The following is a 26,547-nucleotide window of genomic DNA, read 5'->3' as shown; positions in this document are numbered from 1 at the left end:
CGTCAGTAAGTATAAAGAGCCAATCAAACGTATTTGTGAAGTCTGTTTCTGTTATTTTTAATCGCATTCTGTTTAAGAGTATAAAAGGTAATGCATTCTTAACCCTACGCGCGCCAATGCAGGGATGTATCTAGATTGATCTAAAATAGGCATATATGACAATTGAAAAATAATTTATCATAGTTATTGTGATTGAGAAAAATATATCTAGTGTTGCTGAGTTTGTTCTTTTTGCATAATGTTTTACTATTAGTTTGTATCGATCATGTCTTATAATGTAAATATATAGAAATATGTATAAAATAATCAATAAAATAAAGCTTACTCCTATATTATGGATCGTTTTGTAAAACAATCCAAATGAAAATAATAGAGTAATGATCAAGCAACAAAAACTAGATGCCATTACAGCAATTGACTTGATTTCAGGAAAATCGCTTTTCCTTAACTTCTCAAAAAGAATATAATTGCAGTAGAATATGTATTCAACAAAGCCCATTCCTAATGTTTTTTAGTGTTGTCAAGATTATTCTATATAAGCGATTCAAGCTACAATCAGAAAGCTACAGTTCCCACGAAATTCCAAAGGCCAATCATTCCTCCACGCGGGTAGTCTTTATCGACTGCACTGCTTCGCCAAAAGCGAGCATGAGTTGCGAGAGCGTTACTGGCTGGGCATTGACGGAATCCTGCGTAATAAAAAGCTGAGGATCAGGCGTCTCTGAGGGCCGCGTAAGTGCTTCCAGCGCCTCGCGTATCGTAGCTGACGCTGGGAGACTCGGTAGAGCCGAAGCCAGAGATTGCTGATGATTTGTTGATTTTATAAAAATCAGTAAATCAGATAGTTGCAAAACCTGCATTTGTAGGCTCAGGCGTTCGGCCTCGAAGAAGCGCCGCACAAAATCATTCGCGGGCCGAAACAGCAACTCCCGCGGCGTGCCCAGCTGTTGCACCACGCCGCCGTCGAGCAGGGCAATGCGGTCGGCTAGCTCGAAGGCTTCGGCCACATCGTGGGTCACGAGCACGATGGTTTTGTTGCGTAGCTCTTCCAATTCGCGAAAATCGCGGCGGATGGCGGCGCGGGTAATGGGGTCGAGGGCGCCGAAGGGCTCATCCATGAGAATAATCGGCGGATCGGCGGCCAACGCCCGCGCTAGGCCCACGCGCTGCTGCTGCCCGCCCGAAAGCTGGCTGGGATATTGGCCGGCGTAGCGTTCGGCGGGCAGGTGCAGGCGCGTGAGCAAGGCGGTGGTGCGCGTCGAGATGTCGGCGGGGTTGTGACCGAGCAGTGTCGGAACTACAGCCACATTTTCGGCCACGGTGTAATGGGGCAACAGGCCAACCTGCTGAATAACATAGCCAATGCCACGCCGCAGCAGCTCCGGTTTTTGCGTTCGGATGTCGCTGCCATTTACTTCCACCGTGCCCGCATCGGGCTCGATGAGGCGGTTGAGCATCTTGAGCAGCGTTGTTTTGCCGCAGCCGCTGGGGCCGAGCAGCACCAGGGTTTCGCCGGCCGCTAGGGTAAAGCCCACGTCGTTGACCACCGTATGGTTGCCGTAGCGCTTGCTGAGGCCACGAACGCGAATGATAGCAGGGGAGGACGAGGCAGATGAAGTCACGCGAAGGAGGACAAGTGGCAGCCGGAAAGGTAGGGCTGAATCGGGAAATTGGCCCGGCGGTAAGTTGCTCACCATTTTGGATTTATCTTGACGCGCCTTTCCCTTAACAACTATCTGCTTTATGTTTCTAAAACGCTCTCTGGTCGCCTTGGCGGTTCTGCTGCTCGGGTTGGCCCAAGTTGCTGCGGCTCAAGTATATTCGACCACCGATCCACTGGCGCATACCTTCTCCATCGTGGCCCGCGACCCCGCCACCGGCGACATGGCCGTGGCCGTGCAAAGCCATTGGTTTTCGGTCGGGACGTCGGTTTCGTGGGGCGAGGCGGGTGTGGGCGTCGTGGCTACGCAGTCGTTTACCAACAAGTCGTTTGGGTTGCGCGGGTTGGCGTTGTTGAAAAGCGGTAAATCGGCTCAACAAGCACTGGATGAGTTACTTGCCAACGACGAAGGCCGTGATGTGCGCCAGGTCGCCATTCTCGACAACCAGGGCCGTGTGGCCGTGCACACCGGCAAAAAATGCGTCGACATGGCCGGGCACATCGCCGGCAAGGAGTTTTCGGTGCAGGCCAACATGATGCTCAATGACAAAGTATGGCCCGCTATGGCCAAAGCTTACGAGCAAAACGCCAGTTTGCCCCTGGCTGAGCGTGTGCTGGCCGCGCTTGACGCGGCCCAGGCAGCCGGCGGCGACATTCGCGGCCGGCAATCGGCGGCGCTGTTGGTGGTGCGCGGCAAGGCCACCGAAGGCCCCTGGGCCGACCGCCTCGTCGATTTGCGTGTGGACGACAATGCGGCCCCGCTCACCGAGCTGCGCCGTCTGCTGAAGCTGCACCGCGCCTACGAGCACATGAACGCCGGCGATTTGGCCGTGGAAAAAAACGACATGCCCAAGGCCATTCAGGAATATCAGGCCGCCGAGAAAATGTTTCCTAACAACCTGGAAATGAAATACTGGCACGCCATCACGCTGGCCAACAAGCAGCAAGTGCCTGCTGCGCTGGCGCTGCTCCGCCCGATTTTTAAGGAAGAGCCTAACTGGCGCATCCTCACCGAGCGGCTGCCCAAAGTCGGCCTGCTCACGGTCAGCGACGCCGAGTTAAAGCAGATTCTTAGCCTGAAATAAAGCAGCTTCCGAGCATCGGGCTTGTCTTTGGCCGCACCCTGAATCGTTACACCTCTTTTTTGCTCGTTGTATGTGTACTGCACTTCGTTGGTTATCAATCATTTGTCTTTTCCTGTGCTTTACTGGATGTGCCGCTTCGCAATCCGGGAACGCTGATCTTGCAAAAGGCTCTGTAACAACCGTTTACATCGTGCGCCACGCCGAAAAGGGCACCGAGCCCGCCAACGATCCACCCCTCACGCCGGCCGGTGAGCAGCGGGCGCTGGCCTTGCGCGCCAAGCTCAAAAGCAAGCCAGTCGCGGCCATTTTTACCACTGATACCCGCCGCACACGTGCCACCGTGGCTCCCCTTGCCGCGGCCCTGAAGCTTACGCCGCAAGTGTATAATCCGCGGCAGCTCACGGAGTTGGCCACCCAGATCAAACAAACCTACGCCGGCAAAACCGTAGTGGTGGTGGGGCATTCCAACACCATTCTGGAAACAGCCGAAGCGCTCGGGGCCACGCGCCCAGTCCCGACAATCGGCGATGCCGAATTCAATTATTTGCTCGAAGTCAAAGTGCCTGCGCAGGGCGCAAGCACCGCAAAAGCCACGCGCTATGGCGCAGGCCAGAAATAAGTTTTGTCCGGCGTCCCGTAGCTCTATCTTCGGCGGCTGAATTCCTGGGCAAAGCTCCTCAACTTTTACGCTTTACGTTTTTACTATATGATCCCTTTCTTTTCTCGGTGGCAGGCTGCTTTAGGTTTTGCTCTGCTCTCGGCTACTGCACCCGCCGCCGCCCAAACCACCGCCAAAACCGATTCCATCAACATCCGCAAAATTTACGACCAGGCCCTGTTGCACGGCGAAAGCTATGAGAACCTACGCCAGCTTACCGGTAAGATCGGTGGCCGCCTGAGTGGTTCGCCGCAGGCTCAGCAAGCCGTCGATTGGGGCAAAGTGACGATGGAAAAGCTCGGACTCGACCGCGTATACCTGCAGGAAGTAATGGTACCGCACTGGGTGCGCGGAGCCAAGGAAAAAGCCCAGATCAAACCAGCCAAAGGCAAAGGCATCGACCTGAACGTGTGTGCGTTGGGTGGCTCGGTGGGCACCAACGGCAAGCTGCGGGCCGGCGTGGTAGAAATTGATACTTGGGCCGAGCTGGAGGCTATGCCCGCCGAAAAGGTGAAGGGCAAATTCGTGTTCTTCAACCGCCCCATGAACCCGACGTTCATCGAAACGGGCCGGGCCTACGGCGACGCCGGCGACCAGCGCCGCCGGGGCGCCATCGAAGCGGCTAAAAAGGGCGCTGTGGGTGCGTTGGTGCGTTCGCTCTCGCTGGCCCACGACGATTTTCCGCACACGGGCACCATGGCCTACGACGAAAAAGTCACGAAAGTGCCTGCCGCGGCTCTCAGCACCAACGGCGCCGACGAGTTGAGCCACCTGCTCAAAGCCGACCCCGGCCTGACCGTGGAGCTGGAAATGGCTTGTCAGCAACTGCCTGAGGTTAAGTCGTTTAACGTAGTTGGTGAGATAAAAGGGTCGAAGTACCCCGATGAGATCATCACCGTGGGTGGCCACCTCGACTCGTGGGATCTGGCCCAGGGTGCCCACGACGATGGCACGGGTTGCGTGCAAAGCATGGAAGTGCTGCGTCTGCTCAAGGCCACGGGGCTGCGGCCCGAGCGCACGGTGCGGGCGGTGCTGTTTATGAACGAAGAAAACGGTACCCGCGGCGGCAACAAGTACGCCGAGCTAGCCAAAGCTGCCGGCGAAAAGCATGTGGCCGCTATGGAGTCGGATGGGGGCGGGTTCACACCGCGCGGTTTCGGCGTGGAAGGCGACCCGGCTGTGGTGGCGAAGGTGCAGCAATGGAGTCCACTGTTTGTGCCCTACCACAGCGAGGAAATCAGCGTTGGCCACGGCGGTACCGACATTGGGCCACTTAAAGGCCAAGTGAAGGCCCTCATCGGCTACGAATGCGACGACCAGCGCTACTTCGACATCCACCACACTGCCGCCGATACCTTCGACAAAGTCAACCGGCGCGAGTTGGAGCTAGGCGGCGCCAGCATGGCCTCCCTGATCTATTTAATCAGCAAATACGGCCTGTAAGACCTGCTTGGGCAGTATTACGTCGTTGTTTGGCCGTCTGCTCACTTCACCCGGCTGTCATCCTGAGCTTTGCGAAGGACCTTATTTCGCCAGAACAAATTGTTGTTCCGGGAGGAGGTCCTTCGCAAAGCTCAGGATGACAGCCGGCTCTTTTGTGCGACTGGTGGGAGTCTTGAAGGTGATGCCGGTAATAATATATCTTGTTGATACATAATATATTATCAATACTATGAATGTTTTGTATCTCGTCGCGGTGATGCCGCCGGAGCCGGTTTTGTCGGAGGTGTGGGGGTTGAAGCAGGAAGTACACCGCCTCACGGGAAGCCGTAACGCTTTGAAGCTGCCCGCGCACATCACCCTGATACCGCCGTTGCGGCAGCCACCAGAATTCGAAATCAAATTTCGTGCTGCGCTCTCGGCGTTTGCGGCTACGCAGGCGCCATTTGCAGTCGGCCTACGCAACTTCGCCTGGTTCGGTGACCGGACTTTATTTGTGCAGATAAACCAACCTACTGGCATACAGGCTTTTCAGGCGCAGCTTGAGGCATGGTGCGCCACTCATTTGCCCGAGGTGCCCCGCGAAAAGCGGCCTTTCACCCCACACATGACCTTGGCCACGCGCGATTTGTCTTCGGCACAAGTACCCGAATTACGCACGCTTTTTGCAGCCCGGCATTTCGAAGCGGAATTTTCGGTCCGAGCCTTTCAGCTCTTTCGCCACGATGGCCGGTCGTGGCACGTAATAGAGGAGTTTGGATTAAACGACCCGACAAACTAATTAAGTAGGGTAAGCTAATTGTAAGAAAGAATAGATTCATTCCTATGTATTAATTTTACTTGTTGAGCTTTAGTATAATTTGTGCCTTTTATCAGGATAATGATAACAATTCTTTCGGATAGGAGTATTAAATAAAAATGATTGTAAATCAATCGTACTCCTAGTTTGTGCTGCTATAAAGTCTCATTGTTATGAGTGAACGATATATTTTTCATGTGCCAAAGGTATATGCAACGATTATAAGCAAAGCTATAGTTTTAGTAAATACCAAGGATGGCCTGCAAAGCATTGAAAACGAGCAAGTTATGTCTGATTTGCGAAAGTTATACGATACATTGCAGCGTCAGGAAAGCATTAGTCTTTCAAAGGCGGAATTGTTGAGCTTAATTGACATTCTACAACCGACTTTGTCGCCAGAATTGACTTTTGAGCAAATAGGAATCGCTCGGCTATTTTTGCAGGATGTAATGGTCGAGCAGATGGCGTTTGCTCGGCTTTAGAATTTAATTGCGAATTTTATTACTTGTATATTTTTTAGTTTTATCGACTGAATGCAAATCTGGTAATCTGAATTATTATTGGCAGTTATATTACCTATAACATTAGTTTTTCGGCACGGAAAAGATCATCGGTGGCCTGTAGTATTTTGGCACGCAGCTTAGGATTGTAGTCGGGGTGTTGCTGCAGAAACGTGCGAACCGTAGCGGCTGCCGTAGGGCTTTGGTAAGCCCCAAATGTGGCTTGCAGCCACGAATACGGAAAGAAAATATCGCCCGTCAGCTGAATTTCTTCCAGCAAAGCCAAACTTTTGGGTAGGTATTTTTCGGAAGTCGCGAGGCGCAACGGATGATGCAAGTAGCCCAAAGCCGCCACGACCCGCGCTTCCTTTTCCCGGTTTTGGGCATCCTGCAACGAAGCAAAAAACGCATCGCGGGTTTTCTCGTCCGCCGAGAGTGCGGGCATCAGAAACTCCATGCGCTTGCGCCGGTCGGGGTTTTTGATGCGGGCCAATTGCTTGGTCAGGAGTTGCCCATCGGCGGCATAATCGCGCACGGCTAGTGCCAAGGCCAGGGCAGTGTAGTCATCCTCCGTTAGCTTCACGCCGGCCGGCGCCTGCTCTTTCTCCCACACCCGATACAACTGGCTTTGTGCCGCCGCGGTCAGCGCCACGGATTGGTAAGCCTTGAATAACAGCTTCTTGGAGTTGGGGGCTGCCTGCTGCTGCATGGTTTGCCAAAGCTCTTTCTCCAGACTCGGAGCGAGTGCTACGCGAGCGGGCGGCGGCAAAAACTTCCAGAAGATATCGCTGATTTGCCCGGTTAGCAGTTTCAGGTTCAGTTCTTCGGTCTCGCTGGTTAGCGCCTGCCGGTACACGGCCAGCAACTGCGCCGGAGCCAAAGCCCGGCGGTTGAGCATGTTTTCGTAAAGGTTGATGTAGGCCGAGGCCCGCGCCACCGGATTTGACAATGCCGCCATGCCAGCGGCCATGGGCTTTTCGACCGGGAAAACGCCGTAGCCCAACCCCGACGAGTTGAATAAAATGTACGAAGGCGCCGGCGCGCCCGCCGCGGAAGGAACTGTTACCTGCCGCTTGTTCATGTTCACAGTTAGCTCTTTAGCGCCGTTGGGGTACACCAAGGTCACCTCAAACAGTTGGGGCCAGATTCGGTCGGAACCGTCTTCGGCCTTTTGCGTGAGGGTGAGCTCGGTAATGTGGCCGCTTTGCGTTTTTAAGCTGTAATCGAAGATAGGGCGGCCGGGCTCGTTGACCCACACCTGATTCCAGGCCTGCAAATCGGCGGGTGTGCGGGCATCCAGAATCGCGATCAGATCGGGCCAGGTGGCGTTGCCGTGCGCGTACTTCTTTAGGTATTCCTGCAAGCCTTGCTTAAAGGCCTCCGCGCCCATGAGTCGTTCCAGCTGCCGCATCATGATGGGCGCTTTGTGGTAGATAATGTTGCCGTAAAGCGAGCCTGCATCTTGTAAGTTGTTGAGTGGCTGGCGAATAGCGTTGGCCCCGCTGGTGCGGTCGATACCGTAGGCGGCGGGGTAATGGTCGATGACGAACTTGAGGTCGTAGTTGGAATTAGCCACGGCCACCTGCGTGATTTTGTCGGCCATGAAATTGGCGAACACCTCCTTCATCCACACGTCGTTGAACCACTGCATGGTTACGAGGTCCCCGAACCACATGTGGGCGGTTTCGTGGGCGATCAGGTTGGAGCGCGCAATCTTTTGGTCCTGCGTCGCGCCTTCGTCCAAAAACAGCGTGGAGGCCATATAATCGATGGCGCCCACGTGCTCCATGCCGCCGTACTGAAAATCAGGAATCGCGACGAAATCGAATTTGCGGAACGGATACGGAAGGCCGGTATACTGCTGCATAAACGCCAGCGCATCTGCATGAATCTGGAAGATGGGGTCCAGGCTCAGGCGCAGCTTGTCCTGGTCGGTTTCGCGGTGCAAAAATTGCATTTGGCGGCCGGCCATCGTGCGGGAAACCCGCGTAAACTTGCCCGCCACAAACGAAAACAAGTAAGTGCTGATCGTATCGGACGGGGCGAAGCGGTACGTTTTGGTACTGCCAACGACTGCCGAATCTTGCAGTGGTCCGTTCCCAACGGCTTGCCAGTCAAGCGGTAAGGTTAAGGAAAGCCGGAACGTCGCTTTCAGGTTAGGTTGATCGAAAACGGGAAATACCGTGCGAGCGCGCTCCGGCACTAACAAGGTGTAGAGGTAGTCGTCGCTGCGGTTGAGCGACAGATTGCCGGCGATAAAGTCAATTTTTACCTCATTTTGGCCGGTTTTGAGCGCCGAAGCGGGCAATACCAAGTGCTCGTTGCGGTGATCAATAGCAACTTGCTTCTGATTGATAGTCAACAACTTAATATGATCAGCTTTTCCCTTAAAATCGAGCTGTACCGGAGCTTGAATATCGTGCAGGCGGAACGCCACCGTTTCAGAAGCGAGAATTGGGTCGTCTTTGCGGGCCGGAACCGTAAACTGAAGCGCATACGCTATGTCGCTGATCCGTTGCTTGCGGCTGTCGGCCAGTTCCTTGGAGACACCGTTTTCAACAGGCTGATTATCAGTTATAACCATTTTCTTGCTGCAAGCCGCAGTACCAAGCGCCAAACCAAGAAACCCGGCTTTGGCGTACGCAGATAAGCTGTTTTTCATTCTGAACCGGAGTTGATCACTGAATAGCAGTGCAGTCTTTGTGTCGAATCGTGGTATACTTGTAAACTGCACGTCGGGTGGTCGGTGCGCCGCTTTTTGCTCGTTATTTTAGGCCCAAGATACCAACGCCAGCTTTCACAGCTAACCCCAACTCCGAACGGACGCAAGAATGGAAAACCCGCAGCGGAACCCGAGCAGCACAGCCGCCGCGCACTTAGCGCCCGTGGGCGATTCGGGACTGGTGGTGCAGTTTGGCGACGCCATTGAGCTACCGACGCACCTGCGGGTGCAGGCCTTCAGCGCCTGCCTGCGCGAGCACCCTTTTCCGGGCCTCATCGAATATGTGCCGGCTTTTGCGAGCGTCACGGTTTACTATGATCCGTGGGTGCTGAGCCAGGCGGGCCGCTACAATCCGTATGAAGAAGTAACGCACTTTATTCACGATCTGCTGCGCCAAGCCGAAACTCGGAAGGAGAAGCTGCGCTCCAAAGTGGTGGAGATTCCGGTGTGGTACGGCGGCAAGTTTGGGCCCGATCTGGAGTTTGTAGCAGATTACGCCCAACTATCTGTTAAACAAGTAATTAGTTTGCATACGCGTGGCGAATACTTGGTGTACATGATCGGGTTTGCGCCCGGCTTTCCGTACATAGGTGGGCTGAACGAGAAGATTGCGGTGCCGCGCAAAGACAAGCCGCGCACCAAAGTGCCTGCCGGCTCGGTCGGGATCGGCGGGCTGCAAACGGGCGTTTACCCGATTCAGACGCCCGGCGGCTGGCAGCTTATTGGGCGTACGCCGCTTCAGCTATTCAAACCGCAGGCTGCGTCGCCGAGCTTGTTACAGGCCGGCGACCGGGTGCGGTTTGTGGCCATCACAGAAAAGGAATTCGAACGCCGCCGCGAGTATGAGTTTTAACATTCTTAGCCCGGGGCTGCTGACTACGGTGCAGGACCTGGGCCGGCACGGCTACCAGAAGCAAGGCATTTTGGTAAGCGGCGCTATGGATGCCATAGCCCTACGCGTGGCCAACCTGCTGGTGGGCAACCCGGAAGACAGCGCCGGCCTGGAAATCACTTACTTAGGCCCCCGCATCCGCTTCGAAGCCGATCATTTGATTGCCCTCACGGGTGCCGATTTGTCGCCGGTGCTCAACGGCGAGCGCGTAAAAATGGCCCGGCCCGTGTGGGTGCGGCGCGGCAGTGTGCTGGAGTTTAGCACCCCGCGCTCGGGCATCCGGGCGTATCTGGCCGTGGCCGGAAGCTTCGCCATTCCGAAGGTGCTGGGCAGCTATTCTACTTACCTGCGCGCCGAAATCGGTGGGTTCAGAGGCCGCGCCCTGAAAACCGGCGATCTGCTGCCTTGCATTGGCCTTACGCCGCAAGGGCACAAGCTCTGGCAGGCCTTAGCTGGCGCTTACCCCGCCAAAGATTGGGGCCAGGCCAAGTGGACTCCCGACCCGCAGCTCTACCCGCAGCCCGTGGCGAGCCCGGTTATTCGGGTTTTGCAAGGCCCTGATTACGAATTGTTTACCGAAAGCAGTCAACACGATTTCTGGCACCAGGAATTCACCGTTACCTCCGACTCCGACCGCATGGGCTACCGGTTGCAAGGGCCGGCCTTGTTTCGGGACGAGCCGCGCGAGCTGCTATCCAGCGCTGTTACCTTTGGCACCATTCAGGTGCCGCCCGAAGGCCACCCCATTGCGTTGCTAGCCGACCATCAAACGACGGGTGGCTACCCGCGCATTGCGCAGGTGATTACGGCCGATTTCTCGCGCTTGGCACAGGTGCCGCTGGGGCAAAAAATCCGGTTTCAGAGGATTTCACTGGAAGATGCACAGTGCCTGTACATCAAGCAAGAGCAAGATATTCAGCAGATTAAGAAGAGTTTACAGTTTAAAATCGAGAATGCATGACACCACCCTTGCAGGTTGACCTCAACTGCGACATGGGCGAGAGCTACGGTGCTTACCAGCTTGGGCACGACGCGGCTATTCTGCCTTTTGTGACCTCGGCCAACATTGCCTGCGGCTTCCATGCCGGCGACCCAGCCGTAATGAAAAAAACCGTGCGACTGTGCCTGCAACACAACGTAGCGATCGGGGCGCACCCTGGTCTGCCCGATCTGGTGGGGTTTGGCCGCCGCGAAATGGCAGTTTCGCCGGAAGAAGCTTTCGACATGGTGGTCTACCAATTAGGGGCATTGGCTGGGTTTGTAGCCTCCGAAGGCGGCACTTTGCACCACCTGAAACCCCACGGCGCCCTCTACAACATGGCCGCCGTAAATGCGGCCCTCGCCGAGGCTATTGCGGAAGCCCTGCATCGTGTCAATCCGGAATTGGTGCTGTATGGGCTGGCCGGCAGCGAACTGATCAGGGCCGGGCAAAAGCTGGGCCTGCGGACGGCACAGGAGGTTTTCGCCGACCGCACGTATCAGCCCAACGGCACGCTGACTTCGCGCCGGTTGCCCCAGGCGCTGATCACCGACCCCAACGAAGCCATCCGGCAGGTGGTGCGCATGGTAAAAGAAGGAAAAGTCCGGACGCTACCCGGAGAAGATCTTGCAATTCAGGCCGATACGGTATGCATTCACGGCGACGGCGCACACGCATTGGCGTTTGCCCAGCAAATTAATCAAGTGCTTGCAGATGAAGGAGTTGTGCTAGAGGCTGCGTTGCTTACAAAGCCCGTATGAAGCAACGAAAAGATTGGAGCGTACTGCTCGGGGCCGCGTTTCTGATGGCGACATCGGCAGTCGGGCCCGGCTTCCTCACCCAGACCACCGTTTTCACCCAATCCTTGGGGGCCAGTTTTGGCTTCGTTATTCTGGCCTCCGTGCTCATCGACTTGGGCGTCCAGCTGAATATCTGGCGCATCATCGCCGTAGCCGAGAAGCGGGCGCCTGACATTGCCAACATTGTGCTGCCGGGGCTGGGGAGCTTGATCGCGGTGCTCATTGTGCTCGGCGGGTTGGCCTTCAATATCGGTAATGTGGCCGGGGCAGGGTTGGGCCTGGAAGTGCTGTTTGGCATCACGCCCCAAATGGGCGCCCTGCTTACAGCGGCTATGGCCATCGCTATTTTTCTGGTGAAGGAAGCCGGCAAAGCCATGGACCGATTTGCGCAGATCATGGGCCTGCTCATGATCATAAGCATTGTGTATGTGGCCGTTACGTCGGGTCCGCCGGTGGGCGAGGCGCTGGTGCGCACGGTGGCACCTACCAAAATCGACTTTATGTCCATCATCACGTTGGTGGGGGGCACGGTGGGAGGCTACATCACGTTTGCCGGCGGGCATCGGCTGCTGGATGCGGGCGTGAAAGGGCAGGCCGCCTTGCCGCAGGTTACGTCGAGCGCCGCGTCGGGCATTACGGTGGCCTCGATTATCCGGGTGTTTCTGTTTTTAGCCTCGCTCGGTGTGATCAGCCAAGGGCTTGCCATCGACGCCGGCAACCCAACGGCTTCGGTATTTAAGTTGGCTGCCGGGCAGATAGGCTATAAACTTTTCGGAGTGGTAATGTTCTCAGCTGCAATTACTTCGGTGATTGGGTCGGCTTACACTTCCGTGACGTTTCTCCGGTCTTTTCATGCCGGCATCAGTCGCAACGAAAACCGAATCATCATCGGATTTATCCTGTTGTCGACACTCATTTTCGTGCTAGTTGGCAAGCCAGTAAGCCTGCTGATTCTTGCTGGAGCGCTCAACGGCTTTATTTTGCCCATTACCCTCGGCACAATGCTGGTAGCGGCCCACCGCAAATCGGTGGTAGGCGAGTACCGGCACCCGTTGTTCCTGACTTTTTGCGGCCTGTTGGTCGTGCTGGTGATGGCTTGGATGAGCAGCCGGGTTTTTATCGAACAGGCGCATACTCTGTTCGCGTAGTGTCAAAATTGGCTCTTGTTTATATGCTTGATTATCAATAAGATATAAATGAAAAATCCCCAATTCGCAGCGAAGCGGATTGGGGATGAAGTTTAAGTCAGGAGCGGATTTAGTACCCGGCCGTTACCAACATGGTGTGCATGTGGTCTTCGTTGACGGGGTTGCCGACTACAATGCCGCCCGGCCCTTCAATAAACAGGCCGCGGGTCGGGCTGTTGTCGCTGCGGTGAACGCTGATCTTTCCTTTGTTCGTGACCTGGCAATAGACATTCGTGGCAGGGTCCACGTTGAAACCCAGGCGCATTAGCGCCTGCTGAATTTGCGTAAGGTGCATGAGGTAGAGTTGTGGCAAATAGTTGTGGAACGGTGAAAGACAAACATACAAAATATTGCTTCTACAATATGTATTTTTTTATTGTTTTTCCACGAGGCTAGAAGTGTAATTAGTACCTATGCTCTTATACAAATGATGTATCATGATAGCACGGCATTTATATAAGATATTGAATTTCAATTAGTTGTATAAAAACATATTTTGTAGTATATTGACTATCAATCCAATGTGGTGAATTGTATTGGAATGGATAAGATACAAAATTGTTCATTGCTGACTAAGACGCTTGATAAATTAGGACGCCTACTGAACCTTAGTATATATATTTACTAATGTTTTTTATTGTAAGTTGTTGATTTACTTATTATTATGCGTAAATTTGATGTAGACAACAAATCTTTGAATCATTACTAGCTATAACTATACCAACAAAAGAACTTTAAAGCTCAAGTATAATACTATACTTGGTATTGCTTCTACCGATTACGGGTTTTGAAGGTGTTTTCTGGCTTTAGCTCTTCCTAGCTGCGTCAGGTCCAAGATGCCTTAGAGATATTCAGTACTGGCAACAAAAAGCCCTGCATCACGCTTTGCGGATGCAGGGCTTTTTGTTGCCAGTACTGTTGTTGTTGCTATCGCGATTTAAGAAGGATAGACGGTCCTGGATTTTGGCTTTTTGCCCCGCTTATTCTTAGGCCACGCCAAGTAAGCCAAGCCGGCCGTTATCGCTAGGGTAGTACCAAGAGAGACAATCAGACCTTTGCGGTCGTGTTGCCAAGAAGCTTTGTAGCCTTTCTCCTTGAAGATGTTGGGCACATGGCCGCTGGCCAAATCGTCGAGGACGCATTCAACCACGTTGATCTTGTCGGCTAGCACAAGCGTGAACCAGTGCCGGTTGTCGTTTTCGCTGTAGTTGGCGTAGGCGTGGCGACGGAGCATGCCACTCAAACCGCTAGGCGGCGTAGACGTGCCGAACACAGCCGTCAGGTTGGGCCGTTCGAGCGACTTAAGTATCTCGACGTCGGGCTGTTGCAAAGTTGGTCTTTCCCAGCTGTAGCCCGTCTGCTCCGCGTCGGTGCGTTGCTTCATGGGGTAGGTAGGGTCATTTTTGGGGTCCGCGTCGATGCCCCAGCCGGGCAGGTCAGTCGGCGGAGTTTTGGTGCGCGCGCGAGATGGCTTGCTGTTGTTGATAGTCGGTTCCATGGTTGTGGGGGTTATCGGGCGGAAGGAGGAATCAAGACGGGTTTGATGATATTGTCGAGCTTATCGGAAAAAAGGCGATAGCCCTCCGCAGCTTCTTCCAACGGAATACGGTGCGTGATGATGCCTTTCGGATTGAGCGTGCCATTTTGCACGTGTTCGATAAGACGGGGCAGCAGGCGCTTCACGGAGGTTTGGTTGCCGCGCATGGTGAGGCCCTTGTTCATGAAGTTGCCCAGTGGAATCAGGTTGTCCGTGGGACCATAAACGCCTACCACTGAGATAATCCCCCCCTTTTTCACTGAGTTGATGGCCCAGTGCATTGCCGTAGCCGAGCCACCTTGCAGCAGCAGCTTGCGGCCCGTGATGGTCTGCACAGCGTTGCCGGCAGCTTCCGCGCCCACGGCATCAATGCAGCAGTCGGCACCCATCCAATCGGTTTGCTTCTTAATGAACATGGCTACATCTTCCATGTCCTTTTTGAAATTGTAGGCCTCGCACTTGGCGTAGTTTTTCACAAACTCCAAGCGGTAGTCGTACTCGTCAAGCACGATGACGCGGCCGGCTCCAAACAGCCAGGCGCACCGCGCGGCCATAATGCCCACCGGGCCAGCACCGAACACCACGACCGTGTCACCGGGCTGAATGCCAGCCATTTCGGCGGCTTGGTAGCCTGTCGGAACTACGTCGGTGAGCAGCACCGCGTCGTCGGGGTCCATGCCTTCCGGAATCACCGTCGGGCTGACGTTGGCGTATGGAACGCGAGCGTATTCGGCCTGACCGCCGTCGTACCCGCCCCCAATGTGGGCGTAGCCGAAAAAGCCGCCCACAGCTGTTGCTTCGGGGTTGGCTTCGTGGCAGTTGCCGAACATGCCTTGTTTGCAAAAATGACACCGACCGCAAGCCACATTAAATGGCACTATTACCATGTCGCCCACTTTGAGCTTGGTAACTTCCGAGCCGATTTCTACAACTTCGCCAATGAATTCGTGGCCAAAGGTCATGCCTACGCGGGTGTCCGGGACGTTGCCGTTGTATAAATGTAGGTCGGAGCCGCAGATGCAGGAGCGCGTTACCCGTACAATTGCATCCTCCGGATGCTTGATCTCGGGCATGGGTTTCTGCTGTACGCGGACCCGCTGCGGGCCGCGAAAACTCATTGCTAGCATATATCGTTGCTTTAAAGGGTGAGGAGAAAGTAACCCGATTCCCAGCGCTTTTTTTAAGTGAGAAGCCACGGCATGTGGCCACATTCAGAAGCCCTCCGAACCTGAGTCATTTACTACCCCACACCCGCAAGGTTGTAGCAAGACGCGCAATTGGTGGTAAACCCGTATTCCTTCGAAAATTATCGGTGATAAATACGTAGAAAAACTTTAAATACTACGTATTTATCCCGCTTCGCCGCGCAACACCTCCAGCGGCGGGCGCGTGAGCACCTCCCGGCTGTTAAGCAACCCGATCAGGACGGTGAGAATCGTTGTGAAGGCAGCCAGCAGCAATAGTGGCCCCGGCTCGGGAGCAAAATTGACCTCAAATACCCAGTAGGCCAGCGCCCACGCTGCCGCACTCGCCAGCACCAAGCCAGCCAAAGCGGCCAAGAGCCCCAATACCGCGTATTCGACCAACGTAATGCGCAGAATTTGGCGCCGGCTGGCGCCCAGCGTGCGCAGCAACACACTTTCCTGCACCCGCTGGTAGCGACTTACAACCACCGAACTGGCCAGCACCAGCAACCCCGTAGCGATGCTGAACAGGGCCATAAAGCGGATAACGAAGGATATCTTGCCCAGAATATCGTCCAGCGTTTGCAGAATCAGGCCTAGGTCGATGGCCGACACGTTGGGATAACGGCTTACCAGCGCGCGCTGCACCGAGCCTAGTACGGCGTTGTTGGGAACGCGGGTCATGAGGGCGTAGAACTGCGGTGCCGCTTCCAACACCCCGCTCGGAAACACAACTAAAAAGTTGGTTTGAATCTGCGTCCAGTCGACGATGCGCGTGCCGCCGACGACGGTGTTAATGGGCACACCCTGCACGTTAAACGTCAGCGTGTCGCCGAGCTTGAGCTTGAGGCGTTTGAAATAGCCATCTTCAATGGAAATACGCGGCGTTCCATCCGCCGCCAGCGCTGGGCGCTGCCCGGCTTCCAACTTCTCCGACGTGATGAGCTTGTTGCGGTACGTGACGCGGTATTCGCGGCTAAAAGCCCATTTGGGGACGCCCCGGGCGCTGTCTTTTTGGAAATCGGCCCCCGAGCGTCCGTTGATGGCCGCCAGCCGCATGGTCACCACGGGCACTTGCTGCAAAATCGGTAGGTGCTGATTCTGAATGATTTGGTTGACGCCCACCCGCTGCTCCGGCTGAATGTCGAACAATACTAAGTTGGGTTGTTGGCCACCGCCGGCCAACTGCACCCGGCCCAGCAGCAGGCCTTGGAGCATGTACAGCGTCGCCAGTAGGAACACGCCAAGCCCAATCGAAACAGTTAAAGTAATGGTCTGATTATTAGGGCGATACAAATTGGCTAGTCCTTGCCGCCAGACGTAACTCCAGGAGGTAGGGAAGTAGCGACGCACCAATAGACGCAACCCCTGCGCCAAGCCTGCCAGCGCCCCGAAGGCCACTACCAGCCCGGCCGCAAACCCTAGCGCTTGCTTCCACTCGCGGGTTTGCAGGTACGCGAAGCCCGTAATGAAGACCGCAATCAGCAGGAACACCGCCAGGCGCAGCGGATCGGGGCGGGAGGAGTCTTCCTCAAACGACGCCCGCAGCGTCCGCAACGGCGACACGCGCCGGATGCTCAACAGAGGCAGCAGCGCAAACAACACCGCCACCAGCACGCCGGTCAGCACGCCTTGCAGCACCGCCGACCACGAAATGGCCACGCGCACCGCCACCGGTAAAAATCCGGCAAACACCTGGGGCAGAAGTAGTTGTACGGCGGTGCCCAATGCCGCACCTACCACAGCGCCCAGCAAGCCCATGAGAGCCGTTTGGAGCAGATAAATCAGCAAAGCCTGCTGGCCGCTGGCTCCTAAGCAGCGCAGCACCGCTACAGCAGACACTTTTTCGCGCACGTACAGGCTCACGGCGCTGGCCACGCCCACGCACCCCAGCAGCAGCGCCACAAACGCCACCAGATTCAGAAAGCGCGTCAGGTCGGCGAAGGACCGGCCCGTTTGCTTTTTGCGGCTGGCCACGGTATCGGTGTCGATGTTGGCCTTGTCGAAACGAGCTTCGAGGGGCTTGATGAGGCGATCGACATCGGTGCCTGCTGCAAACTGGTAGTAGATGCGGTATTGAATACGGCTACCGCGCTGCACCAGACCGGTTTGGCTGAGCAAAGAACCCGGAATGAAAACCGTCGGGGCTACGGCCGCGCTGAAACCCGACTGCCCCGGTGTTTTGCGCACGCGTCCCGCAATCAGGAAGGTCAGCTTCCCAACTTTAATGGAATCGCCGGGCTGGGCGCCAAACTGAACCAACAGCGCATCATCGACCAACGCCACGCGCTGCTGCGAAGCCGACGCTTGCCGGAAGGCCGCCACCGCTGCTGCGGGCTCCAGCACCCAGTCGCCGTAATAAGGAAAGCCGCCCGTAAGCGCTCGAATTTGCGCTAAGCGAACTCCTTGTCCCTTAGGGAATTGCACCATCGAGGCAAAAGCTACCTCGTTGCTGCGCGTCGGGCTCAGCTTGCGCAGCGTGGGTTGCAGGCCGGGTTCGAAGGGTTGCGTCGACGATACCACTAAGTCGGCGCCCAGCAGCTCGCGGGCCTGTTCATCAATGCTGCGGGCGAGGTTGTCGCCGAAGCCGTTGATGCCCACCAGCGCCGCAATTCCCAGCACAATGGCCGAGATAAAGAGCAGCAACCGCGAGCGGCTGCGGCGGCTGTCGCGCCAGGCCATGCGCCAGAGCCATGCCACGCCGGGGCGAGCCGAAGGCAGGTTACTCATGAGGCCGAAACGGGCGCAACCGCCTGCTGGACAAGTGAATCGGAAACGACCGAGCCGCCCTTAATGCGCACGACGCGCTGGGTTTTGGCGGCCAGTTCCAGGTCGTGCGTGACGAGCACCAGCGTCGTGCCGGCCTCGCGGTTTAGTTCAAACAGCAACTCGACCACCGTGGCGCTGGTATCGGCGTCGAGGTTGCCGGTGGGCTCGTCGGCAAACAGAATTTTGGGCCGATTGGCGAAGGCCCGCGCCAGGGAAACGCGCTGTTGCTCGCCGCCGGAAAGCTGAGTCGGGTAGTGGTGGCCGCGGCCGCCCAACCCCACGCGCTCCAGCAGCGCCTGCGCCGTGTTGGCGCCGCCCTTTACGCCGCGTAACTCCAAGGGTACCAGCACGTTCTCGAGGGCAGTAAGGGTGGGCAGCAACTGGAAATTCTGAAAGATGAAGCCCACGTGTTCGTTGCGCACGGCTGCCCGTTGGTCTTCGCTAAGGTCGTCGAGCCGAATGCCGTTTAGCCACACGCTGCCCGACGAGGCCCGGTCGAGGCCGGCGCACAAGCCCAGAAGCGTGGTTTTGCCGCTGCCGCTTGGGCCCACAATGGAAAAGGTGTCGCCGGGTTGCAGCTCGAAGCTGACGGACTCCAGCACGGTCAGGGACCTGCCGCCGCTGGTGTATGATTTGGTGAGGTTTTCTACTTTCAGCACGAATCAGGAAGGAATAAACCGCTGCGAGGCGGCGCTAAAACAAAGAATAAGAGCGAGATAACGGGTTGATCAAACGGTAACTTACAAGACGTTTCAACCTTTGGGATACTTTCCACCGTTACGCATATACCCAAAAAAATCGTTGTCCGCATGAAAACAGTTCCGTCCATACTTAGTTGCGGGTTGCTGCTCGCCCTTTGCATTAGTTGCGGCAGCAACAGCTCCCAGCCCGCCGCCGATGTAGCCACCGCACCGGCCGAAAACGCAGCTCCACCGCCTGCGAAGCCGGCGTCCGCCTCAGCCAAGCAAACCATTCTTTTCTTCGGCAACAGCATCACGGCTGGCCTCGGCGTGGAGCCCGAACAGGCTTTTCCGGCGTTGGTGGGACAAAAAATTGATTCGGCCGGCTTGGGCTATACCGTCGTGAACGCGGGCCTGAGTGGCGAAACCACGGCCGGGGGACGAAGCCGCGTGGGCTGGGTGCTGCGCCGCCCCGTGGCCGTATTTGTGCTCGAATTGGGTGGCAACGACGGCCTGCGCGGCCTGCCACTTTCCGCGACCCGCCGCAACCTGCAAGCCATCATCGATACGGTGCGCCGTCGCAGTCCGCAGGCGCGTATTGTGCTGGCTGGCATGCAGATACCGCCCAACTTAGGCGCCGACTACGCCGCCGATTTCAAAAAGCTCTACGGCGATTTGGCCCGCGAAAACAAGCTCACCCTGATCCCATTTCTGCTGGAAGGCGTCGGTGGGGTGGCGCGCTTCAACCAGCGCGACGGCATCCATCCCACGCCGACGGGGCACCGACTGGTCGCCCGCACCGTTTGGGGCGTATTGCAGCCGCTGTTGCGCCAGCCGGTGCCGGCAACTCCCTAACGCAGACCTAATTGCGCCGCAGTTACTTCGGCGTTCGGCGTTTGCACAGCACATTCGTGCTCTTCAGATAGCCCTTAGGCAAGTAATTGACAATCAAATACTTGCTTAAGGGCTATCTTTTTTGTTTATCCGGCGCCTCAGCAGGCAATGCGGGAAAGAGTTTGGGCGCTTGGCGGTAGTGAGTGGCTTGTTCGTAGGCGAAGGTGTACTTGATAAGCGTCGGCTCGTCGAAGGGGCGCCCCAAGAATTGCAGCCCGGCCGGCAAATTGTCGTAGGTGAAGCCCATGGGCACGGTAAAAGCGGGCTGGCCGGTATGCGGTGCAATAAGCTGACTGTTATCGCCTTTGTAGCCTTTGAAATCGCCTACTTTGGCGGGCGGGTTGTTCCAGGTGGGGTAGATGAGCGCGTTCACTTTGTAGCGGTCCATCACGTCGGTAATGGCTTTGCGGAAGGCGATGCGCTTGGGATCGGAATAGGCATCGGCGCAGGAAGTGCCCTGCTGCACCTCGGCGTGCTGCTGATGATAGGTGAGGTTTTCGGCGATGTACGGCGCGAATTTGCCGGAAGCAATGATCTCGTTTAAGTTCTTAACCGGCACGTTTGGCCCCAAAGACGCGAGGTATTCGTTGATGTCGTGCTGAAAAACCGAGCACCACTGATCCTTGCTTACGCTGGCGAAGTCAGGAACCTCGATGGGGTCGATGATGTCGGCGCCGGCTTTCTTCAAATCGGCGATCGATTGCTCAAACAGCGCTTTTACCTGCGGATCGGGGTTGCGTTCGCTGAGCGTGCGCAACACCCCAATGCGTGCGCCTTTTAGGCCGTTTTTGTCGAGAAACTGCTGGTAGCTTTTCGGGATTTTGCCCTCGCTGTACTTGGTGAGCGGGTCGGCTGGGTCGAAGCCGGCCATCACTTCCAGCAGCCGCGTGGCGTCGGCAACGGTGCGGGTCATGGGGCCGCCGGTGTCGTTGCGCAAATACAGCGGCGCAATACCAGCCCGGCTGACCAGCCCCAGCGTTGGCCGAAACCCAACCAGCGCGTTGTGCGACGATGGCCCGCGGATGGAATTGCCGGTGTCGCTGCCGAGTCCTGCCGTTCCAAAATTGGCTGCCACCGCCGCGGCCGTGCCACCGCTGGAGCCCGCCGGCACGTGCAGCAGGTTGTACGGGTTGAGCGTTTCGCCCGCAATCGAACTGATCGAAACCATTGGGCTAAAGGCCCATTCGGCCATGTTGGATTTGGCCAGCACAATGGCTCCGGCCGCCTTCAACGACTTGACGACGGTGGCGTCTTCGGCGGGTTCAAAGCCTTTGAGGGCCAACGAGCCCGCCGTAGTTTGCAGACCCGCCGTGTTGTAGTTGTCCTTGACAATGAGCGGGATACAATGCAGCGGCCGCAGCTTTTTGGTTTTTTGATACTCCGCGTCCAGCTGCCGGGCCGTCGTGAGGGCCTGCGGGTTGGTCAGGATAATGGCGTTGAGCTTGGTCGGTTGGTCATAGGCGGCGATGCGCCGGAGGTATTCCGTCACCAGCTGCTCGCAGTTGCAATCGCCTTTCCGAAACGCCTGGTGGATGTCGGCGATGGTCGTTTCCAGAAGCGGAAATTTTTCTTTCAGGAGCGCCGGGGCGGAGTGTGAACGGCTGTAGCTGTTGGGCGCCAAAGTGCTGAGTAACAGCAGAAAATAGCAAACAGGAAACTGTAGAATTCTGCTCATGCCGAACGAGAAAGTAAACTTGAGGTTCTAAATTTGAGACCGAATGATTCTATATAATTGATTGATTATCAATTATATAGAATATACAAATGCTGCCATTCGCTCGCGCGTTTTTTCATCGGGCAGCTCGCCTTCGCCTGCTTTCAGGTTGTCGGCCAAATGCGCTGGGTCGCGGGTGCCGGGGATGATGCACGTAACGGCCGGGTGGGAGAGGATGAATTTCAGGAAAAACTGCGGCCAGCTGCTGATTCCCAACTCATTGGCCCACGCGGGCAACGCCTTGCCTTTCACGCGCGCCAGCAGGTTGCCTTCGGTAAAAGGTCGGTTGATGAGCGTGGCAACGCCACGGTCTGCGGCGGCCGGCAACAGGCTTTTCTCGGCGTGGCGATCCAGGATAGAGTAGTTAAACTGCACAAAGTCAACGGGTTCTTTGCGCAGGATGCGCTCCAGCTCGGCGTGCATGGAATCGGTGTAGTGCGTGAGGCCGATGTACCGGATTTTGCCCGCGGCCTTCCAATCGCGCAGGGTGTCGAGGTGGGTTTTCCAGTCCGTGAGGTTGTGGATTTGCATCAGATCGAGGCGGGCGCGACGCATTTTGCGCAGCGAGGCTTCCATTTGCTGAATACCTGCCTGCCGGCCCGTCGTCCAGACTTTGGTGGCGTAAAAAAACGAATCCCGCGCCGCCAAGTCCGCCGTAAGATCACCGATTACTTCCTCCGACCGCCCGTACATCGGCGACGAATCGATAACCGAGCCGCCAGCAACGTGCAGTACGTCAAGGGTTTGTGAAAGCTGCGGATAAGCGGCTTTGCTGGAAGCATCGAACGTCTGCCAAGTGCCGAGGCCGATTATGGGAAGAGGCTCTTGGCTGGAAGGAATGAGGCGGGTAAGCATGACGCAGAAGTAGATGACGAGCGAATTGGAGCTAGCTCATGTACAAGCCGCCGTTCACGTTGAGGGTCTGGCCGTTGATGTAGCCGTTGGTGGCCAGCAAGAGCACCGCGTCGGCAACTTCCTGCGGCTGGCCGAAGCGCTTCATCGGAATCAGATCGGGCGTGATCTTGGGGTTGTCTTTGATCATGTCCGTCTCGATAAGGGCCGGTGCCACCGCGTTGGCCGTGATGCCGTGCTGCGCCAGCAAGGAAGCGTACGAGTGCACCAACCCAAGCAGGCCTGCTTTGGAAGCCGTGTAATGCGGCCCGATGACGCCACCCGTTTGGGCCGCCGTCGACGAGATCATGATGAGGCGCCCGAAACGTTTGGCCATCATGGCCGGAATCGCGGCTTGGCTAACCAGGAAAGCCGACGTCAGGTTGGTTTGCAGCACCTGCTGCCAATCGTCGAGCGTGACTTCCAGAAACGGCTTTGGCACGCCAATTCCTGCGTTGTTCACCAGAATATCCACGGCCCCAACCCGTTCCCGAATCTGACGAAAAAGCCTTTCTACGGCCGCGGTGTCGGCTACATCGGCCTGAATAGCAAAGGCTTGGCCCTTGTGGCGCGTAATGTCCTGCACTACGGCGTCGGCTGCTGCCGGGCTGCTGTGGTAATTGACGATGACGGTGGCGCCGGCCTGGGCCAGCGTGCGGGCGATACTGTGGCCCAGGCCGCGGCTGGCGCCCGTCACCAAGGCCACTTTCCCGCTGAGAGGTTGGGTTTCCATCCGACTGGCTAGCGTTCCAGCTTGAAATCTTTGTCCGGCGTGGGGCGCTGATCGCGGTTGGCTACGGCCCATCCCGTGAGGTAAATCCAGCGGGTGACGTTGGCCATTTTGGCGATGTTGATGCGGTCGGGCTCGTCTTTGGGCGTGTGGTAGTCCTTGTGCAACAGCGTGGTATAGCAAATCGCGGGGATGCCCAGACGCGCATAAGGCAAGTGGTCGCTGCGGAAATACCAGCCTTCGGGGTGCGTGGCCTTGTCCCAGAGCGTGTCGAGCTTAAACTTCGGGCCGGTTTGGTTGGCGGTCATCGCCAGGTTTACCAAATCCTGGGAGTTGCGGTGGGGGCGTTGCGAGCCCAGCAGCGCGGCACTGTCGGGCGCGTTGCGACCGATCATCTCAGCGTTCAGCACGGCCACAATGGATTCTTTGGGCACCGTCGGCGTGGCCGAATAGTACCGCGAGCCGAGCAAACCCCGTTCTTCGGCGCCGTGAAACACAAACAGCGCCGTGCGGCGGCCGGGCTTTTTGACAAAAGCGCGCATCACGGCCAACGTGCCCGCGCAGCCGGTGGCGTTGTCGTCGGCGCCGTTCCAGATGGAGTCGCCGGCCACGGCGCGGCGCACGCCGTCGTGGTCTTGGTGGGTGCTGAAGAGCACGTTTTCGGCCTTCAGCTTGGCATCGGTGCCAGGCACTTTGGCCACGATGTTGACGGACGGATAGCTGAAGCTTTCCACGTTGATGTTGGCCACCAGTTGCTGTCCGGCCTGCTGCACCCAAGAAAGCGCGGATTCTGGCAACCAGATAGTTGGTGCCTGCTCCGCTACTTTGGTATTGGGGCCGCCGGGCAGGTCGTAGCGGCCGCGCTCGTAGATGGTGCCCCAGCGGTTAAAAATCTCCTGTGCCCGCGCATCCGATACGTACACCACGGCCACCGCGCCAGCCTTCACCAACTCGGCCGAGCGGGTGCGCATGGTCGTGTTCAGGAAGTAGCGAAAAATCGTGCTGGCCGGTGGCGTGCCCGAAAACACCAGCGCCACGGCTTTGCCTTTGATATCGACTTTGGCGACTTCCTCCGGCGTGCCGGTGCCCACAAACACCATGGGTGCATTCACCGAGGAAATGCCTGGTACCGTGATGATTGCATCTTCATTCACCTTGAGCTGGTGGCTGCCAATGCTCAGGCGGCTGCCCTTGGTGATGCGGGTGCGCTGGATGTGGAAAAACTGGAAATACGTGCCGTCGTCGCCGGCGGGCTGGGCCCCGATGGCGCGCATCTGCTCGGCAATCCAGGCGGAAGCGCGCAATTCGTCGAGCGTGCCGCCTTCGCGGCCGCGGTAGTGATCGCCGGCCAGCGCAAACAAATCGCGCTTCAGGTCACTCTCGCGGATGGCGTCGCGCGCATCGGCGGAAGTTGTTTTTTTGGGTGCCGGCTTTTTCTGTTGGGCCGATCCGCTCAGCGGCATCGCGATTGTCAGGCCCGACACCAGCAGGCCAATTGTGGTTCTGTACACTTGGTTCATGCGGAAGAATACGTGACAAGTTGAGCGCTCGGTGTCGTGCGGGCGCTTTTAGATGTACTTGATAACCAGTTGATTTAAAGTATTCTCCTAACTACTTGACAAGCAAATAGTTAGGGGGAGTAGGTTATTCGCCGCCGGCACCAGCGGCTGGCACGTTATCCGTGCGGATGGTCGGGTACTTGATGCCCAACTGCTCTAGGTAAGTTTTGTATTTACTGGGATTGTAGTAGTACTTCTTCATCTGCGGCCGGTATTCCGCCATGATGCTCTTATTCAGGGTGATAGCGGGCTTGTCGGTCTTGGAAACCAGCGGCGTGTACTTGACTTCCTTGGTCTGAACATCCTTGAAATACGTCCAAGCGTCCTTGATGATCTCCGGCTTCACCAGCATGTCCAAAAGCGTCAGGGCTTCGGCTTTGGCGCCCGCCGTGACCCCCTTGTGGGCGATGGGCGTGGCCATGGCAATTGCGTTGGCCCAGTGGTGGCCGGGCAAACCGGGAATGTTGGCGGGGTAGCTCAATACCACCGTAGGCACGTTCCAGGAGATGTCCGCGATGTCATCGGAGCCGCCGCCGATGGAGAACGTTTCGGGCTTTTTGAGCGAATCCAGCTGGGTAGCCAAGCCGTCGATGGGCTTGTTGCGGCGGTCGGTTTTGGGCGCTTTGGTTTCTTTCTGGGCAGCTCGGGCCAGAATCTGATCGGCCTCGCTCCAAGTGGGCAGCCCCACCGTTTGGATGTTTTTGTACATCGCTTCCGCGATCGGTTTGTTCATATGACCCGGCCACGCGCTACCCAATACTTCGTAAGTCATTGTGGTATTGGTCATTAGCGTAGCGCCTTCGGCCATTTTGATGCCGTCTTGGTACATCTGCTGAATCTTGGGGTAGGTACGGTCGCGGAAATAATACCACACCGACGCCTTCGAGGGCACGACGTTGGGCTGGTCGCCGCCGTCGGTGATTACGTAGTGCGAGCGCTGCGTGACCTCCATGTGCTCGCGGTGGTAATTCCAGCCGATGTCCATCAATTCCACGGCGTCGAGGGCGCTGCGGCCCCGCCACGGCGCGCCGGCCGCGTGGGCAGCAGCCCCTTCAAAATTGAACGTGACCGAAACCAGCCCGTTGTTGCCCGCGTCGCCGTACGCCACGCTCAGGTTATCGCCGACGTGGGTGAAAATGCAGGCATCCACGTTTTTGAAGTAGCCATCGCGGACGAAGTAGGCTTTCGCGCCCACCAATTCTTCGGCCACGCCCGGCCAGAGCATCAGCGTGCCGGGAATTTTCTCGCGCTCCATGATTTTCTTGAGCGCCAGCACGGCCGTGATGTTGAGGGGCACGCCCGAGTTGTGGCCTTCGCCGTGGCCCGGCGCTCCGGCAATAATGGGGTCGTGGTACGCGACGCCCGGCTTTTGCGAGGCCTTGGGAATGCAGTCGATGTCGCTGCCCACGGCAATCAGCGGCTTGCCCGAACCCCAAGTGGCCGTCCAGGCCGTGGGGATACCTGCAATGCCTTGCTCGATTTTGAAGCCGTTTTTCTTCAGAATGTCGGTCAGGTAGCGCGAGGTTTCTACTTCCTGAAAGCCCAGCTCGCCAAAGCTGAAGACCATATCCACCATCTGCTGCGTCGACTTCTGCTGCTTGTCGATTTCGGCGGTCAGCTCTTTCTTGAGGGCTTCCAGCTTAGCGGGCGATATGCTGGTTTGGGCGGCTGCTGGGCTGGGTGCCACGGCGAGCAAGCCCAACATACAAGCCGCGGCACCAGACAACAGCGGACGGCGAAAGGAAGTAGAGGGTTTTGTCATGAGAAGCGGAGTTAGGCGAAACAGAATGCCGGAAGCAGCTTGTAATAATCTTGATAATATATTGGGTTTCACTGGGATTGGCATCGCCCGTTTGTGCATTGCCCA

At 56.7% G+C, this 26,547-nt stretch carries 22 protein-coding genes; 10 read left to right on the top strand and 12 right to left on the bottom strand.

The features are described from left to right. Positions 1-593: 593 nt before the first annotated feature. Positions 594-1,622, bottom strand: a complete 1,029-nt coding sequence (locus FHG12_RS21200) for an ABC transporter ATP-binding protein (protein ID WP_317129683.1) — start codon at positions 1,620-1,622, stop codon at positions 594-596. A 121-nt stretch (positions 1,623-1,743) separates the two neighbouring features. On the opposite strand from FHG12_RS21200, the gene FHG12_RS19600 reads away from it, so the two are divergent. The 5 genes from FHG12_RS19600 to FHG12_RS19580 all read left to right on the top strand — a co-directional run bounded on the left by FHG12_RS19600 (position 1,744) and on the right by FHG12_RS19580 (position 6,124). After that, a complete protein-coding gene (locus tag FHG12_RS19600) occupies positions 1,744-2,745 on the top strand; it encodes a DUF1028 domain-containing protein (protein WP_139517398.1) in 1,002 nt (333 codons plus the stop codon). 190 nt (positions 2,746-2,935) lie between these two features. After that, entirely contained in the window at positions 2,936-3,364 is a 429-nt protein-coding gene (locus tag FHG12_RS19595; RefSeq protein WP_165699468.1) for a histidine phosphatase family protein, read from the top strand. Positions 3,365-3,451: 87 nt separating this feature from the next. Continuing rightward, positions 3,452-4,846, top strand: a complete 1,395-nt coding sequence (locus FHG12_RS19590; RefSeq protein WP_139517396.1) for a M20/M25/M40 family metallo-hydrolase — start codon at positions 3,452-3,454, stop codon at positions 4,844-4,846. Between the two features lie 229 nt (positions 4,847-5,075). Beyond that, positions 5,076-5,624, top strand: a complete 549-nt coding sequence (locus FHG12_RS19585) for a 2'-5' RNA ligase family protein (protein ID WP_139517395.1) — start codon at positions 5,076-5,078, stop codon at positions 5,622-5,624. Positions 5,625-5,815: 191 nt separating this feature from the next. Then, positions 5,816-6,124 (top strand): hypothetical protein, encoded by a 309-nt coding sequence (locus FHG12_RS19580; RefSeq protein ID WP_139517394.1) that lies wholly within the window; start codon positions 5,816-5,818, stop codon positions 6,122-6,124. A 94-nt stretch (positions 6,125-6,218) separates the two neighbouring features. Here the strand turns inward: FHG12_RS19580 and FHG12_RS19575 are convergent, their stop codons facing one another. Further along, a complete protein-coding gene (locus FHG12_RS19575) occupies positions 6,219-8,804 on the bottom strand; it encodes a M1 family metallopeptidase (RefSeq protein ID WP_139517393.1) in 2,586 nt (861 codons plus the stop codon). 169 nt (positions 8,805-8,973) lie between these two features. Here FHG12_RS19575 and pxpB point away from each other — a divergent pair, with 169 nt between their 5' ends. Genes pxpB through FHG12_RS19555 form a run of 4 tightly spaced genes read left to right on the top strand, consistent with a single transcriptional unit; the run spans position 8,974 to position 12,683 of the window. Then, a complete protein-coding gene (gene pxpB / locus FHG12_RS19570) occupies positions 8,974-9,717 on the top strand; it encodes a 5-oxoprolinase subunit PxpB (protein WP_139517392.1) in 744 nt (247 codons plus the stop codon). Next, a complete protein-coding gene (locus FHG12_RS19565) occupies positions 9,707-10,717 on the top strand; it encodes a 5-oxoprolinase subunit C family protein (protein ID WP_139517391.1) in 1,011 nt (336 codons plus the stop codon). The genes pxpB and FHG12_RS19565 overlap by 11 nt, the downstream gene beginning before the upstream one ends. Then, on the top strand, positions 10,714-11,496 hold the full coding sequence (locus tag FHG12_RS19560; RefSeq protein WP_139517390.1) for a LamB/YcsF family protein: 783 nt from the start codon (positions 10,714-10,716) through the stop codon (positions 11,494-11,496). Before FHG12_RS19565 ends, FHG12_RS19560 begins: the two co-directional genes overlap by 4 nt. Then, on the top strand, positions 11,493-12,683 hold the full coding sequence (locus FHG12_RS19555; protein ID WP_139517389.1) for an NRAMP family divalent metal transporter: 1,191 nt from the start codon (positions 11,493-11,495) through the stop codon (positions 12,681-12,683). The genes FHG12_RS19560 and FHG12_RS19555 overlap by 4 nt, the downstream gene beginning before the upstream one ends. Before the next feature lie 109 nt (positions 12,684-12,792). Here FHG12_RS19555 and FHG12_RS19550 read toward each other — a convergent pair whose 3' ends face one another. The 5 genes from FHG12_RS19550 to FHG12_RS19530 all read right to left on the bottom strand — a co-directional run bounded on the left by FHG12_RS19550 (position 12,793) and on the right by FHG12_RS19530 (position 18,871). Continuing rightward, complete coding sequence (locus FHG12_RS19550) at positions 12,793-13,017, bottom strand: hypothetical protein (protein WP_139517388.1); 225 nt, start codon at positions 13,015-13,017, stop codon at positions 12,793-12,795. Positions 13,018-13,659: 642 nt separating this feature from the next. After that, on the bottom strand, positions 13,660-14,220 hold the full coding sequence (locus FHG12_RS19545) for a hypothetical protein (protein ID WP_230471207.1): 561 nt from the start codon (positions 14,218-14,220) through the stop codon (positions 13,660-13,662). Positions 14,221-14,231: 11 nt separating this feature from the next. Further along, positions 14,232-15,386 carry a zinc-dependent alcohol dehydrogenase gene (locus tag FHG12_RS19540; RefSeq protein WP_139517387.1) on the bottom strand — a complete coding sequence of 385 codons (1,155 nt, stop codon included), beginning with the start codon at positions 15,384-15,386 and terminating at the stop codon, positions 14,232-14,234. A gap of 222 nt (positions 15,387-15,608) precedes the next feature. Then, on the bottom strand, positions 15,609-18,173 hold the full coding sequence (locus FHG12_RS19535; RefSeq protein WP_230471206.1) for an ABC transporter permease: 2,565 nt from the start codon (positions 18,171-18,173) through the stop codon (positions 15,609-15,611). Beyond that, positions 18,170-18,871 carry an ABC transporter ATP-binding protein gene (locus FHG12_RS19530; protein WP_139517386.1) on the bottom strand — a complete coding sequence of 234 codons (702 nt, stop codon included), beginning with the start codon at positions 18,869-18,871 and terminating at the stop codon, positions 18,170-18,172. Before FHG12_RS19530 ends, FHG12_RS19535 begins: the two co-directional genes overlap by 4 nt. A gap of 150 nt (positions 18,872-19,021) precedes the next feature. Between FHG12_RS19530 and FHG12_RS19525 the strand changes: the two genes are divergently transcribed. Next, positions 19,022-19,747, top strand: a complete 726-nt coding sequence (locus FHG12_RS19525) for an arylesterase (RefSeq protein WP_139517385.1) — start codon at positions 19,022-19,024, stop codon at positions 19,745-19,747. A gap of 112 nt (positions 19,748-19,859) precedes the next feature. Here FHG12_RS19525 and FHG12_RS19520 read toward each other — a convergent pair whose 3' ends face one another. The 5 genes from FHG12_RS19520 to FHG12_RS19500 all read right to left on the bottom strand — a co-directional run bounded on the left by FHG12_RS19520 (position 19,860) and on the right by FHG12_RS19500 (position 26,442). Next, positions 19,860-21,461, bottom strand: coding sequence for an amidase family protein (locus FHG12_RS19520; RefSeq protein ID WP_139517384.1), 1,602 nt, complete (start codon positions 21,459-21,461; stop codon positions 19,860-19,862). A 72-nt stretch (positions 21,462-21,533) separates the two neighbouring features. Beyond that, on the bottom strand, positions 21,534-22,355 hold the full coding sequence (locus FHG12_RS19515; protein ID WP_139517383.1) for an aldo/keto reductase: 822 nt from the start codon (positions 22,353-22,355) through the stop codon (positions 21,534-21,536). A gap of 31 nt (positions 22,356-22,386) precedes the next feature. Continuing rightward, a complete protein-coding gene (locus FHG12_RS19510; protein WP_139517382.1) occupies positions 22,387-23,124 on the bottom strand; it encodes a 3-oxoacyl-ACP reductase family protein in 738 nt (245 codons plus the stop codon). A gap of 8 nt (positions 23,125-23,132) precedes the next feature. Further along, positions 23,133-24,641: a M28 family peptidase gene (locus FHG12_RS19505; protein ID WP_139517381.1), complete on the bottom strand. Its 1,509-nt coding sequence runs from the start codon at positions 24,639-24,641 to the stop codon at positions 23,133-23,135. A 124-nt stretch (positions 24,642-24,765) separates the two neighbouring features. After that, on the bottom strand, positions 24,766-26,442 hold the full coding sequence (locus FHG12_RS19500) for an amidohydrolase (RefSeq protein ID WP_394348425.1): 1,677 nt from the start codon (positions 26,440-26,442) through the stop codon (positions 24,766-24,768). Positions 26,443-26,547 lie beyond the last annotated feature (105 nt).

It is taken from the genome of Hymenobacter jejuensis, from assembly GCF_006337165.1.
Taxonomy (GTDB): Bacteria; Bacteroidota; Bacteroidia; order Cytophagales; family Hymenobacteraceae; genus Hymenobacter; species Hymenobacter jejuensis.
This window is presented reverse-complemented; position numbering and strand designations above follow the sequence as displayed.

Coding starts and splice junctions, on each gene's coding strand:
- FHG12_RS19540 (WP_139517387.1), bottom strand. CDS start 15,386: ATGCTAGCAATGAGTTTTCGCGGCCCGCAGCGGGTCCGCGTACAGCAG.
- FHG12_RS19515 (WP_139517383.1), bottom strand. CDS start 22,355: ATGCTTACCCGCCTCATTCCTTCCAGCCAAGAGCCTCTTCCCATAATC.
- FHG12_RS19525 (WP_139517385.1), top strand. CDS start 19,022: ATGAAAACAGTTCCGTCCATACTTAGTTGCGGGTTGCTGCTCGCCCTT.
- pxpB (WP_139517392.1), top strand. CDS start 8,974: ATGGAAAACCCGCAGCGGAACCCGAGCAGCACAGCCGCCGCGCACTTA.
- FHG12_RS19580 (WP_139517394.1), top strand. CDS start 5,816: ATGAGTGAACGATATATTTTTCATGTGCCAAAGGTATATGCAACGATT.
- FHG12_RS19565 (WP_139517391.1), top strand. CDS start 9,707: ATGAGTTTTAACATTCTTAGCCCGGGGCTGCTGACTACGGTGCAGGAC.
- FHG12_RS19590 (WP_139517396.1), top strand. CDS start 3,452: ATGATCCCTTTCTTTTCTCGGTGGCAGGCTGCTTTAGGTTTTGCTCTG.
- FHG12_RS19555 (WP_139517389.1), top strand. CDS start 11,493: ATGAAGCAACGAAAAGATTGGAGCGTACTGCTCGGGGCCGCGTTTCTG.
- FHG12_RS19505 (WP_139517381.1), bottom strand. CDS start 24,641: ATGAACCAAGTGTACAGAACCACAATTGGCCTGCTGGTGTCGGGCCTG.
- FHG12_RS19545 (WP_230471207.1), bottom strand. CDS start 14,220: ATGGAACCGACTATCAACAACAGCAAGCCATCTCGCGCGCGCACCAAA.
- FHG12_RS19600 (WP_139517398.1), top strand. CDS start 1,744: ATGTTTCTAAAACGCTCTCTGGTCGCCTTGGCGGTTCTGCTGCTCGGG.
- FHG12_RS19535 (WP_230471206.1), bottom strand. CDS start 18,173: ATGAGTAACCTGCCTTCGGCTCGCCCCGGCGTGGCATGGCTCTGGCGC.
- FHG12_RS19575 (WP_139517393.1), bottom strand. CDS start 8,804: ATGAAAAACAGCTTATCTGCGTACGCCAAAGCCGGGTTTCTTGGTTTG.
- FHG12_RS19510 (WP_139517382.1), bottom strand. CDS start 23,124: ATGGAAACCCAACCTCTCAGCGGGAAAGTGGCCTTGGTGACGGGCGCC.
- FHG12_RS19550 (WP_139517388.1), bottom strand. CDS start 13,017: ATGCACCTTACGCAAATTCAGCAGGCGCTAATGCGCCTGGGTTTCAAC.
- FHG12_RS19520 (WP_139517384.1), bottom strand. CDS start 21,461: ATGAGCAGAATTCTACAGTTTCCTGTTTGCTATTTTCTGCTGTTACTC.
- FHG12_RS19500 (WP_394348425.1), bottom strand. CDS start 26,442: ATGACAAAACCCTCTACTTCCTTTCGCCGTCCGCTGTTGTCTGGTGCC.
- FHG12_RS19585 (WP_139517395.1), top strand. CDS start 5,076: ATGAATGTTTTGTATCTCGTCGCGGTGATGCCGCCGGAGCCGGTTTTG.
- FHG12_RS19560 (WP_139517390.1), top strand. CDS start 10,714: ATGACACCACCCTTGCAGGTTGACCTCAACTGCGACATGGGCGAGAGC.